Here is a 12,136-nt window from a genome sequence, read left to right as displayed (position 1 = left end):
TTCCCCACAGACCCGCTGCGGGCCTGCTCCGATGCCCCGATGCTCCGGTGACCTGGTGCCCCGATGCCCCGGTGACCCATGTGAACTCTGTGTTCGACGATGTGTACGCACGGGAGTCTAGGCCCTGTTAAAGGGACGGTAAGCAGCCGTCGCGGCTTGAGATCCGGTCGGAATGATGAGATGGAGGCGATGGTGGGGTTTTCCCCAGGGAACCGGGGCGGCCGACCTCATGGCGCCGGAGCCGCTCGCGCGGCACGCTGGCCCATATGACCGTACGCATCCCCTACGCCAACCCGGCGGCTTTCGACGGCGACAAGCTCGACGAGCCGTTGCCGCCGGCCCGCTTCGCCTACGACAGACACACCTGGAAGGAGATCGCGCATCTCCTGGCGAATCTGCCGGTGTCGGTGTTCGGCTTCGTCTATGTGGTGACGATGCTGTCCGTCAGCGGCGGGCTGACCGTCACCGTGGTCGGGTTCCCGCTGCTCGCGCTGGGGTTGATGGGCGCGCGGCTGATCGGGAAGTTCGAGCGCCGCCGGGCCCGGCGGCTGCTCGGGGTGCGGATCGAGGAGCCGACCCCGTTGCCGTTGCGCAAGGGGGGCGGGCTGGTGCAGCGGGTGTGGATGGCGCTGAAGGATCCGGTGGGCTGGCGGACGGTGCTGTACGACGGGATGCGGTTGCCGTGGGGCATCGCCACCTTCGTGATCACGCTGACCTCGTTGTTCGTGCTGTGGCCGGTGTTGCCGTTCATCGCGCGGGGGCTGACGAACGTGGACCGGGCGATGGTGCGCGGCCTCCTCTCCCCCTCCGACGAACTGGAGCGCCGTATCGCCGAGTTGGAGTCGGACCGGGGTGTCGTGGTCGACACGGCGGCGGCGGATCTACGACGGATCGAGCGCGACCTGCACGACGGGGCGCAGGCCCGGCTGGTGAATCTGGCCATGGGTCTCGGGTTGGCCAAGGAGAAGCTGCTCGAAGGCCAGGCGGACGAGCATGTCGCGGCGATGGTCGACGAGGCGCACGGCGAGGTGAAGCTCGCGCTCCAGGAGTTGCGGGACCTGGCCCGCGGGATCCATCCCGCCGTCCTCACCGACCGTGGCCTCGACGCGGCCCTGTCCTCCGTCGCCTCGCGCTGCACGGTGCCGGTGAAGGTGACGGCCGAGCTGGGTGCGCGCCCGGCGGCGGCGATCGAGGGCATCGCGTACTTCACCGTCTCCGAGCTGCTCCAGAACATCAGCAAGCACAGTGGCGCCCGTACCGCGTCGGTGGACGTGTGGCGGGCGGACGACCGGCTGCTGATCCAGGTGTGGGACGACGGCCGCGGCGGCGCGCGCCTCGACGGCGGTACGGGTATGCGTGGCCTCGCCGAGCGACTGGGCGCCGTGGACGGCCTGTTCATCCTCGACTCCCCGCCCGGCGGCCCCACGACGGTCACCGCGGAGCTGCCCTGGCGGGAGCGGACCGCCGAGCCGCGCCGGGGCTGAAGGAGAAAAGCCGGGGCTGAGGGAGAAAGCAAGAGACAACAAGAGACAACAAGAACAACAAGAGACAGAGACAGAGACAAGGAGAAAGCAGGTGGGGTGGTAGGGAAAACCCCCCGCCGAGGACGCCGACGGACTCCATGGCCCGTGGACCTGCCGCCGAGCAGTCTGGAGATACAGCGGCACGGTTGCCGAGACGAGTAGAACGGGACGACGTCAATGGCCACGGAGTACGGGCAGGGGTACGGAATGCACGGGAGGGCGGCCAAAGAGGGGCACCGGCTGCCGGCCGCGCTGCGCGCACCGTTGGCGGCGCGCAGCTGGCGCGAGTTCGGATACGTCCTGCTGAGCCTGCCGATCAGCATCATGCTCTTCACCTACGCGATCACGATGGTGGCGCTGGGCGCGGGCCTGCTGATCACGTTCCTCGGCGTACCGGTCCTGGCCGGAGCCCTGGCCGGCTGCCGCGGCTTCGGCACGCTGGAACGGGCGCGGGCCCGCCGCCTGCTCGACCTGGACGTCGCCGACCCCGAGCCGCTGCGGATGAAGAAGAACGGCCCGATGGCCTGGATGGGCGCCGTCCTCAAGTCCGGCACGTCCTGGCGCCACCTCCTCTACGCGGTGCTGCACTTCCCCTGGGCGGTCTTCTCCTTCGTCGTCGCCCTCAACTTCTGGGCCTACGGCTGGGCCCTGCTGACCTACCCGCTGTGGTTCTGGCTGTTCCCGATGTACGGCGGCCAGGGCGGCCTTCAGCTCTACGGCGACGGGCAGCACCGGATCTACCTCGACAACCCGTTCGAGATCACGGTGACCGCGCTGGTGGGACTGCTGTTCACGCTGGCCACGCCGTGGATCGTGCGGGCGCTGACGATGGTGGACCGGGTGATGGTGCACGGGCTGCTGGGCCCGTCGAAGCTGGCGACGCGGGTCGTGGAACTGGAGTCGGACCGGGGTGTCGTGGTCGACACGGCGGCGGCGGATCTACGACGGATCGAGCGCGACCTGCACGACGGGGCGCAGGCCCGGCTGGTGGCGCTGGCCATGGATCTGGGGCTGGCGAAGGAGAAGTTGACGGAGGACCCGCAGGCGGCGGCGCGGATGGTGGGCGAGGCGCACGGCGAGGTGAAGACGGCGTTGCAGGAGCTGCGGGACCTCGCCCGCGGGATCCACCCCGCCGTACTCACCGACCGTGGCCTCGACGCGGCCCTGTCCTCCGTCGCCTCGCGCTGCACGGTGCCGGTGAAGGTGGACGTGGACCTGCCGTCGCGCCCGGCGGCCGCCATCGAGGGCATCGCGTACTTCACCGTCTCCGAGCTGCTCCAGAACATCAGCAAGCACGCGAAGGCCACATGGGCGGCGGTGGACGTGTGGCGGGTGGAGAACCGGCTGATGCTCCAGGTCGTGGACAACGGGGTGGGCGGCGCGGATGCCTCCGGCGGTTCCGGGTTGGCCGGTCTCGCCGGGCGCCTGGACGCGGTGGACGGAATCCTGGTGGTCGACTCACCGGCGGGCGGACCGACCAGAATCACGGCGGAACTACCCTGGCGAGGCTGAGCGCCCCCACACACGAGCGTGCCGTGGCCCCGGACACACGGGACCCACGGCACGCGCCTACGCCGGTTCACCCACCACCGGCACCACCTTCTCCCCGTTCCGCCCCTCCCCCAACAGCCGGTGCGCCTCCTCCGTGACGGGCGAGGAGCCGGAAGTCGCGCCCGCTGTCCGCTTCGCCGTAGACCGCGAGGCGGCCGAAGGGGGCCAGGACCTCGGTTGCGAGGTGCGCCGCCACGCCCCCGACACCACCCGCCAGCGCGAACGCGAACGTGAACGCCGCCGGGGCCACCACCTACTCCGCGTACCCCCCCACCGTCCGGCAGATACGCCCTCACCGCATCGCCGATCAAGATCCCCGTCACGCCCTCGCCCGGTGCCGTCATCTGGCCGGAGGCCTCCAGGTCCGGGACTGTCTCGCCTGTCGGTTCGCCGAAGCCGCCGAAGCCGCCGATGCGCTGCTGTATCCCGCCGCGGTTGACGCCGACGTAGGCGACGCGGACGAGGACCTCGGCGGGACCCGGCTCGGGCTCGGGGAGTTCCACGAGGCGCAGTACCTCCGGTCCACCGATCACCAGCCACCAGCCACCAGCCACAGGCCACGGGCCACCGCCCACCAATCACCGTGACCGCGCTCGCTCCCCCGTGTCGGGTACCCCGCGCGCCCAGTGATCGGGACCAGGTCGTGCGGCGAAACGGAACCTGGGATGTCCTGTTCCTGTTGCTGTTCCTGTTGCTGTTCCTGTTGCTGTTCCTGTTGCTGTTCCCGTTGCTGTTCCTGTTCCGGTCCTCCGGGGGCGTGCCCGGGCCGAATTCCACTCGCCCGAACGCACCGCGATCCGAATACTGGAATGCTGGACTTGTCGCACGAACGGGCATGGCGGGCTAACGGGGGGCCGAACATCGTGGAGGACAAGGTGCGGGTGGTCATCGCCGAGGATTCAGTGCTGCTGAGGGAGGGCCTGACCCGGTTGCTGACCGACCGCGGGCACGACGTGGTGGCCGGGGTCGGCGACGGGGACGCGCTGGTCAAGACGATCACCGAACTGGCCGACCAGGGCGCGCTGCCGGACGTGGTCGTGGCCGATGTGCGGATGCCGCCGACCCACACGGACGAGGGTGTGCGGGCCGCGGTGGAGTTGCGCAAGGCGCATCCCGGTCTTGGCGTGCTGGTGCTGTCGCAGTACGTGGAGGAGCGCTACGCCACCGAACTGCTGGCCGGTTCCACGCATGGTGTCGGCTATCTGCTGAAGGACCGGGTGGCCGAGGTACGGGAGTTCGTCGACGCGGTGGTGCGGGTGGCCTCGGGGGGTACGGCGCTGGACCCGGAGGTGGTCGCGCAGTTGCTGGGGCGCAGCCGCAAGCAGGATGTGCTGGTGCGGCTCACCCCGCGGGAGCGCGAGGTGCTGGGGCTGATGGCGGAGGGGCGGACGAACTCCGCGATAGCCCGGCAGCTGGTGGTCAGCGACGGTGCGGTCGAGAAGCACGTCAGCAATATCTTCTTGAAACTGGGCCTTTCGCCCAGTGACGGGGACCACCGGCGTGTTCTGGCCGTCCTCACCTACCTCAACTCCTGACGGCTGACACGGTGTCAGACATCAGCCGTTAGTCGAGTCCAGAACCGGACAATGCATGAGGAGCGTCTTCAACAGAAGCGCCGGGGGGCGAGAAATCATGACAAGTCAGGTGGTCAAGCTGTCTCAAAACAGCATCCACCATGCAGACGGCCCAAGGAAGGCGACCCTTACGGACGTAGGGTTGATCCTGGGAGGGCCTGCGGTTCGACCATGCCCGGAGCGTCCTCGAAGAGGAGGTCCAGTTCAGTGACCAGCCAGGTCAGTAGCCCAGCGGAACAGGCCGACGGAGCCGACAGCACGTTGGTCGGGGAACAACGCAAACCGGTGGGGGTGAAAGACGTCCACCGCCTGGACCGGGTGATCATCCGGTTCGCGGGTGACTCGGGTGACGGTATGCAGCTCACCGGCGACCGCTTCACCTCGGAGACGGCGTCCTTCGGGAACGACCTCTCCACCCTGCCGAACTTCCCGGCCGAGATCCGCGCCCCCGCAGGCACACTGCCGGGGGTTTCGTCGTTCCAGCTGCATTTCGCCGACCACGACATCCTGACCCCGGGCGACGCGCCCAACGTGCTGGTCGCGATGAATCCGGCCGCCCTGAAGGCGAACATCGCCGACGTTCCACGCGGTGCGGAGATCATCGTCAACACGGACGAGTTCACCAAACGGGCGTTGCAGAAGGTGGGTTACTCCGCCTCGCCCCTCGACGACGGTTCGCTGGACGGCTACAGCCTCCACCCCGTCCCCCTCACGACCCTGACCGTGGAGGCGCTCAAGGACTTCGGCCTGACCCGCAAGGAGGCCGAGCGCAGCAAGAACATGTTCGCGCTGGGCCTGCTGTCGTGGATGTACCACCGGCCGACCGAGGGCACCGAGAAGTTCCTGAAGTCCAAGTTCGCCAAGAAGCCGGAGATCGCGGCGGCCAACATCGCGGCGTTCAGGGCGGGTTGGAACTTCGGCGAGACGACGGAGGACTTCGCGGTCTCCTACGAGGTCGCCCCGGCCGCCACCGCGTTCCCGACCGGCACCTACCGCAACATCTCCGGGAACCTGGCCCTGTCCTACGGCCTGGTCGCCGCGTCCCAGCAGGCGGACCTCCCGCTGTTCCTGGGCTCGTACCCGATCACCCCGGCCTCCGACATCCTGCACGAGCTGAGCCGGCACAAGAACTTCGGCGTACGGACCTTCCAGGCCGAGGACGAGATCGCCGGCATCGGCGCGGCCCTGGGCGCGGCCTTCGGCGGCTCGCTGGCGGTGACGACGACGAGTGGCCCAGGCGTGGCGCTCAAGTCGGAGACCATCGGCCTCGCCGTCTCCCTCGAACTCCCGCTCCTCATCCTCGACATCCAGCGCGGCGGCCCCTCCACCGGCCTGCCGACCAAGACCGAACAGGCCGACCTGCTCCAGGCGATGTTCGGGCGCAACGGCGAGGCGCCGGTCCCGATCGTCGCCCCGTGCACACCGGCCGACTGCTTCGACGCGGCGATCGAGGCCGCCCGCATCGCACTCACCTACCGCACCCCGGTGATGCTCCTCTCGGACGGCTACCTGGCCAACGGTTCCGAGCCCTGGCGCATCCCCGACATCGACGAACTCCCGGACCTCACCGTCCAGTTCGCCCAGGGCCCGAACCACACCCTGGACGACGGCACCGAGGTCTTCTGGCCCTACAAACGCGACCCGCACACCCTCGCCCGCCCCTGGGCGATCCCCGGCACGCCCGGCCTCGAACACCGCATCGGCGGCATCGAGAAGCAGGACGGCACGGGCAACATCTCCTACGACCCCGCCAACCACGACTTCATGGTCCGCACCCGGCAGGCCAAGATCGACGGCATCGACGTACCGGATCTGGAGGTCGACGACCCGCACGGCGCGCGCACGCTGGTCCTCGGCTGGGGCTCCACGTTCGGCCCGATCACGGCGGCGGTACGGCGTCTGCGCGCGTCCGGCGAGTCCATCGCCCAGGCGCACCTGCGCCACCTCAACCCCTTCCCCCGGAACCTCGGCACGGTCCTCAAGCGCTACGACCGAGTCGTCATCCCCGAGATGAACCTCGGCCAGCTCGCCACGCTGGTCCGGGCGAAGTACCTGGTGGACGCGCACTCGTACAACCAGGTCAACGGAATGCCGTTCAAGGCTGAGCAGCTCGCCACGGCTCTCAAGGAGGCCATCGATGGCTGAGACGTCCACGGAAGGCACGGGCACGATCGAGGCGCTTTCACTCGTCCCCAAGGCCGAGGCAGTGCAGTCCATGAAGGACTTCAAGTCCGATCAGGAAGTGCGCTGGTGCCCCGGCTGCGGTGACTACGCGATCCTCGCGGCGGTTCAGGGTTTCATGCCGGAACTGGGCCTGGCCAAGGAGAACATCGTCTTCGTCTCCGGCATCGGCTGCTCCTCCCGCTTCCCGTACTACATGAACACGTACGGCATGCACTCCATCCACGGCCGCGCGCCCGCCATCGCGACCGGACTCGCCTCGTCCAGGCGGGACTTGAGCGTGTGGGTGGTCACGGGCGACGGCGACGCGCTGTCGATCGGCGGGAACCATCTGATCCACGCCCTGCGCCGCAACGTCAACCTGAAGATCCTGCTCTTCAACAACCGGATCTACGGTCTGACGAAGGGCCAGTACTCGCCGACCTCCGAGGTCGGGAAGATCACCAAGTCGACGCCGATGGGCTCCCTGGACGCCCCGTTCAACCCGGTGTCCCTGGCCATCGGCGCGGAGGCGTCCTTCGTGGCCCGCACGATCGACTCCGACCGCAAGCACCTCACACAGGTCCTGCGCGAGGCGGCGGCCCACTCCGGCACGGCCCTGGTCGAGATCTACCAGAACTGCAATATCTTCAACGACGGCGCCTTCGACGCGTTCAAGGACCGCCAGCAGGCCGAGGAGGCGGTGATCCGCCTCGAACACGGGCAGCCGATCCGCTTCGGCGCGGACCGCGCGCGAGGAGTCGTACGGGACGCGACGACAGGCGATCTGAAGGTGGTCGACGTGACCCCGGACAACGAGTCCCGGATCCTCGTCCACGACGCCCACGCGACGTCCCCGACCACCGCCTTCGCACTGTCCCGCCTCGCCGACCCCGACACCCTGCACCACACACCGATCGGCGTCCTGCGATCCGTACAACGACCGGTCTACGACACACAGATGGCCGACCAGCTCGACACCGCCATCGAACAGAACGGAAAAGGCGACCTCGCCGCGCTGCTCGCGGGCGGGGACACCTGGACGGTCGTGGGCTGACGGTTCGGTTCCGCTCCGGACATGCGGGAGGGCCTGGGCGATACGCCCAGGCCCTTTGTCCGTTCAGGTCACGCGTCGGGGATGTCCCGCTTCGCGCGGAGCAATGTGTCACGGGTGATGACGACGATTCGCTCATAGTCCGCCCGGGCCGCATCGGCCGGGAGAAGGGCATCGAGTTCTTCGGTGCGATCCGTACCAATAACGGCAAAACTTCCGTCATTGAGTTCGAATACGTCGGGGCAGGTCTCGTTGGTGTGACTACCTCGCATACGGGGCGGGTCTCCGAGCCGACGGATGATAGCAGCTGCGTAATGTTCGCTGAGCACTCGGAGAGCCTTCTTTTGGTCGGAACGGATATTTTTCCGGCCATTTTAATTGTGCCACATCACATCGAGTGGTGATGCCGCACGTCAGGGGCACGGCGGCTCGCCTAAATGCCCCACTACCCACCATTCATCTGGATCATCCGCGAGTTCTTCCATAATGCTGTCGACGGCTTCACCGACCCGCCGTTCCAGGGAGTCCGCCGGAAGACTTCTGCGATGCTCGCCCGTCCGGTCCCAATATTCCGCAAAAAGGGAATTCCTACAGAGAATCCTCAGGTGCCCGAGGAGTTCCCGCCAGTCGAACGTCCCTATGCGATAGGACAGCAGGAGCGACGTGTACTGGCGGTTGGCGAAGATCATCTGCCGTCGCTTGGCCTCGGAGATCCCACCCAGCGTACTCCGCGCATCGGCCAGCGAGGGGTCGTCGATCGTCCGGTCCATCTGCTCCATGGCGATGCGGTATTCCTGGATCAGGTTGGCGCGGTGCACCTCCTCGGTCATACGCGCCAATTGCCGTAGAAGTTCCGCGAAGAACTCGTCCTGATTCCTGCGCCGGGTGCCGCGGGCGAAGGGAGAACGCAGCCGGGCCAGCCCCGCCACCATTGCAGAACCGATACTTCGCGCGGCCGAATTCCGTGTGGGCATGTGACGGCATCCCCCTGATCTGACGGCCCGCGATCCGATCAGGGGGAACGCGGGCTGGGTACAGCAGTCGCGCACCCCACCCCAAGCGTGCCCGGGAACTCAAGGCGGCGTGGGAGGCGGAGAGGGGGCGCATGGATGGTTGGGTCTCACATGTCGACCAACGCCCTGACACATGTGTGCCCCCTGGCGCCGTGCACATGCCCCAAGTCGCCCGGGGCACCCCACATCGCTCCTGCTCAGCCCCGCCCCTTCGCCGCGTCGTAGACCTCCCGCGCCTTCTCCACCTCCGCCATCCGCGCCTCCGTCCACAGCGCCAGCGCCCGCACCTGCTCGGCCGCCTCGCGGCCCAGGCCGGTCAGGGAGTAGTCGACCCTCGGCGGGATGACCGGCTTCGCGTCGCGGTGGACCAGGCCGTCCCGTTCCAGGGTCTGGAGGGTCTGGGTCAGCATCTTCTCGCTGACGGTGCCGATCGCCCGGCGGAGTTCGCTGAAGCGGTACGGGCGGTCGAGGAGTTCGATGAGGACGAGGACGCCCCAGCGGGACGTGACGTGTTCCAGGACCAGGCGGTACGGGCACATCACCGCGCCCACGGTGTACTTGCCCGTCGCCTCGGCCGCCGCCTTGCCCGTCACCTCGATGCTTACCGTCATGCCCGTACCTTACTTCAAAGTGGGTACTTTCGCAGAGTTAGCGCACCTCCTAGGGTTAGTGCCATCGCACCCCACAAGGAGTTGTCATCATGAGCATCGTCGTCACCGGAGCCACCGGACACCTCGGCCGTCACGTAGTGGAACAGCTGCTGGAGAAGGTTCCGGCCGACCGGATCACCGCCGTCGTGCGCACCCCGGAGAAGGCCGCCGACTTCGCGGAGCGCGGCGTGAAGATCGTCGTCGCCGACTACAACACCCCCGAGACCTTCGACTCCGCCTTCGCCGCCGGCGACAAGGTGCTGCTGATCTCCGGCAACGAGTTCGACAAGGGCCGCGTCGAGCAGCACAAGGTCGTCATCGAGGCCGCGAAGGCCGCCGATGTGGCGCTGCTCGCGTACACCAGCGCCCCGGGCTCTCTCACCGCCGCCCTGGCCGACGACCACCGCGGCACCGAGGAGGCGCTGCTCGCCTCCGGTCTGCCGTACGCCCTGCTGCGCAACGGCTGGTACAACGAGAACTACACCGAGCAGCTGGCCCCGGTCCTGGAGCACAGCGCCGTCGTGAACGCCGCCGGTGACGGCCGCGTCTCCTCCGCCTCCCGCGCCGACTACGCCGCCGCCGCCGTCGCCGTACTGACCGGCGAGGGCCACGAGAACCAGACGTACGAACTGGGCGGCGACGAGGCCTGGGGCTTCGCCGAGTACGCGGCCGAGCTGAGCCGGCAGACCGGCAAGGAGATCGCCCACAACAACGTCCCCGGCGAGGTCCTCGTCGGCATCCTCACCGGCGCCGGACTGCCCGAGCCGTTCGCCGCGATCCTCGCCGGTGTCGACGCCTCCATCGAGAAGGGCGAACTGGTCGTCGCGACCGGCGACCTGTCCCGCCTCTCCGGCCGTCCGACCACGCCGATCGCCGAGTCGATCGCACTCGCGCTCAAGGGCTGACACCGCCCGCGCGCGGGAGCGCCCCCGTCTGTCATGACCGTATGGCGATACGGGCATGACAGACGGGGGCGCTCGGCGCTACCTTCGTGCAGGCTGCACCGACGCGGCCGGGGCGTGGCGCGCGAAGGAGGGGCCCGTGAGCGGGAAGCCGAGCGGGAGGCCGAAGGGCGAACAGCACCGCACAGGACTGCTGAACGGCTTCGCGGCCTACGGCATGTGGGGCCTGGTCCCGCTGTTCTGGCCGCTGCTCAAGCCGGCCGGCGCCGCCGAGATCCTCGCCCACCGGATGGTGTGGTCGCTCGCCTTCGTCACCGTGGCGCTGCTCGTGGTCAGGCGCTGGGCCTGGATCGGCGAACTGCTGCGCCAGCCGCGCAAGTTGGGGCTCGTCACGATCGCCGCGGGCTTCATCACCGTCAACTGGGGCGTCTATATCTGGGCCGTCAACAGCGGCCATGTCGTCGAGGCCTCGCTCGGCTACTTCATCAACCCCCTCGTCACCATCGCGATCGGCGTCCTGCTCCTGAAGGAACGGCTGCGCCCGGCGCAGTGGGCCGCGGTCGGCGTCGGCGCCGCCGCCGTGATCGTGCTGACCGTCGGCTACGGGCAGCCGCCCTGGATCTCCCTCTGCCTCGCCTTCTCCTTCGCGACCTACGGCCTGGTGAAGAAGAAGGTCAACCTCGGCGGCATCGAGTCGCTGGCCGCGGAGACCGCGATCCAGTTCCTGCCCGCGCTCGGCTACCTGCTGTGGCTCGGCGCGCACGGCAAGGCGACCTTCGCCCAGGAAGGCATCGGCCACGCCACCCTCCTCGCCTCCACCGGCATCGTCACCGCACTCCCCCTCGTCTGCTTCGGCGCGGCGGCGATCCGGGTCCCGCTGTCCACGCTGGGCCTGCTCCAGTACCTGGCACCGGTCTTCCAGTTCCTCCTCGGCATCCTCTACTTCCACGAGTCCATGCCACCCGCACGCTGGGCGGGCTTCGCACTGGTGTGGCTGGCACTGGTCCTGCTGACGACGGACGCGTGGCGCACGGCACGGAAGGGCAGGGCGGCAGCGGCAGCGGCAACGGTGGTCACAGCCCTGCGGGACCCGAACCCGGTGAACCCGGTCGAGGCGTAGTCCGGCGGACACACCCCGGTCGGGGGCGACTGTCAGTGGCGGGTGCCACAGTGAATGGCATGACACAGACTCCCGAGCCGACCGGCGCCCCCGCCCCCGCCCCCGTCCACTGGAAGCTAGTCATCGACGCCGCCGACCCGCACGCGCAGGCGGACTTCTGGGCCGCCGCGCTGCGCTACGAGGCCGAGGACAACAGCGCGCTCGTCGAACGGCTCCTGGAACTGGGCGCGTTGCCCGCCGCCGCGACCGTCGACTTCCACGGCCGCCCGGCCTTCCGCGACCTGATGGCCGTACGGCATCCCGACGACCCGTACGACAAGGAGCGCGGCACCGGGCTCGGGCGGCGGCTGCTGTTCCAGCGGGTGCCGGAGGCGAAGACCGTCAAGAACCGGCTGCACATCGATCTGCATCCGGGCGAGGGACGGCGGGAGGCCGAGGTGGCACGGCTGACGGGGCTGGGCGCGAGCGTGCTGCGCCAGGTGTCGGAGCCCGCCGGCGCGTGGGTGGTGATGGCGGACCCGGAGGGCAACGAGTTCTGCGTGTCATAAAGCCCTTCCGGCAGTCCTTCCCGCAGCCTTTCCCGCGACGG

General features: G+C 68.7%; 11 protein-coding genes and 1 pseudogene. 8 read left to right on the top strand and 4 right to left on the bottom strand.

Features of this window, described 5'->3' with window-relative positions; all coding sequences use genetic code 11:
- Positions 1-266 precede the first annotated feature (266 nt).
- Together ACWIHT_RS31895 and ACWIHT_RS31890 are read left to right on the top strand one after the other, a co-directional pair.
- Positions 267-1,484, top strand: a complete 1,218-nt coding sequence (locus tag ACWIHT_RS31895) for a sensor histidine kinase (RefSeq protein WP_456171754.1) — start codon at positions 267-269, stop codon at positions 1,482-1,484.
- Positions 1,485-1,700: 216 nt separating this feature from the next.
- The gene (locus ACWIHT_RS31890; RefSeq protein WP_456171753.1) at positions 1,701-3,035 is read left to right on the top strand and encodes a sensor histidine kinase; all 1,335 of its coding nucleotides are present in this window, start codon (positions 1,701-1,703) and stop codon (positions 3,033-3,035) included.
- A 389-nt stretch (positions 3,036-3,424) separates the two neighbouring features.
- Here the strand turns inward: ACWIHT_RS31890 and ACWIHT_RS31885 are convergent.
- Positions 3,425-3,577, bottom strand: a pseudogene (locus ACWIHT_RS31885) (quinone oxidoreductase family protein); the annotation flags it as partial.
- Positions 3,578-3,949: 372 nt separating this feature from the next.
- Between ACWIHT_RS31885 and ACWIHT_RS31880 the strand changes: the two are divergent.
- From ACWIHT_RS31880 to ACWIHT_RS31870, 3 genes are all read left to right on the top strand, one after another.
- The gene (locus ACWIHT_RS31880) at positions 3,950-4,609 is read left to right on the top strand and encodes a response regulator transcription factor (protein WP_026179104.1); all 660 of its coding nucleotides are present in this window, start codon (positions 3,950-3,952) and stop codon (positions 4,607-4,609) included.
- Between the two features lie 246 nt (positions 4,610-4,855).
- Positions 4,856-6,793 (top strand): 2-oxoacid:acceptor oxidoreductase subunit alpha, encoded by a 1,938-nt coding sequence (locus tag ACWIHT_RS31875; RefSeq protein WP_456171752.1) that lies wholly within the window; start codon positions 4,856-4,858, stop codon positions 6,791-6,793.
- Entirely contained in the window at positions 6,786-7,865 is a 1,080-nt protein-coding gene (locus ACWIHT_RS31870; RefSeq protein WP_456171751.1) for a 2-oxoacid:ferredoxin oxidoreductase subunit beta, read from the top strand. The genes ACWIHT_RS31875 and ACWIHT_RS31870 overlap by 8 nt, the downstream gene beginning before the upstream one ends.
- A 68-nt stretch (positions 7,866-7,933) precedes the next feature.
- On the opposite strand, the gene ACWIHT_RS31865 is transcribed toward ACWIHT_RS31870, so the two are convergent.
- The 3 genes from ACWIHT_RS31865 to ACWIHT_RS31855 all read right to left on the bottom strand — a co-directional run bounded on the left by ACWIHT_RS31865 (position 7,934) and on the right by ACWIHT_RS31855 (position 9,486).
- On the bottom strand, positions 7,934-8,134 hold the full coding sequence (locus ACWIHT_RS31865) for a hypothetical protein (protein ID WP_201048367.1): 201 nt from the start codon (positions 8,132-8,134) through the stop codon (positions 7,934-7,936).
- A gap of 141 nt (positions 8,135-8,275) precedes the next feature.
- Positions 8,276-8,836 (bottom strand): DUF6082 family protein, encoded by a 561-nt coding sequence (locus tag ACWIHT_RS31860; protein ID WP_201048344.1) that lies wholly within the window; start codon positions 8,834-8,836, stop codon positions 8,276-8,278.
- A 236-nt stretch (positions 8,837-9,072) separates the two neighbouring features.
- Complete coding sequence (locus ACWIHT_RS31855; protein WP_456171750.1) at positions 9,073-9,486, bottom strand: winged helix-turn-helix transcriptional regulator; 414 nt, start codon at positions 9,484-9,486, stop codon at positions 9,073-9,075.
- A gap of 89 nt (positions 9,487-9,575) precedes the next feature.
- Between ACWIHT_RS31855 and ACWIHT_RS31850 the strand changes: the two genes are divergently transcribed.
- The 3 genes from ACWIHT_RS31850 (at position 9,576) to ACWIHT_RS31840 (ending at position 12,095) form a co-directional block, all read left to right on the top strand.
- Positions 9,576-10,430 carry an SDR family oxidoreductase gene (locus ACWIHT_RS31850; protein ID WP_456171749.1) on the top strand — a complete coding sequence of 285 codons (855 nt, stop codon included), beginning with the start codon at positions 9,576-9,578 and terminating at the stop codon, positions 10,428-10,430.
- A gap of 136 nt (positions 10,431-10,566) precedes the next feature.
- The gene (rarD, locus tag ACWIHT_RS31845; RefSeq protein ID WP_456171748.1) at positions 10,567-11,547 is read left to right on the top strand and encodes an EamA family transporter RarD; all 981 of its coding nucleotides are present in this window, start codon (positions 10,567-10,569) and stop codon (positions 11,545-11,547) included.
- A gap of 59 nt (positions 11,548-11,606) precedes the next feature.
- On the top strand, positions 11,607-12,095 hold the full coding sequence (locus tag ACWIHT_RS31840; RefSeq protein WP_456171747.1) for a VOC family protein: 489 nt from the start codon (positions 11,607-11,609) through the stop codon (positions 12,093-12,095).
- Positions 12,096-12,136: the final 41 nt, after the last annotated feature.

Source organism: Streptomyces sp. NPDC002276 (assembly GCF_053891435.1).
This window is presented reverse-complemented; position numbering and strand designations above follow the sequence as displayed.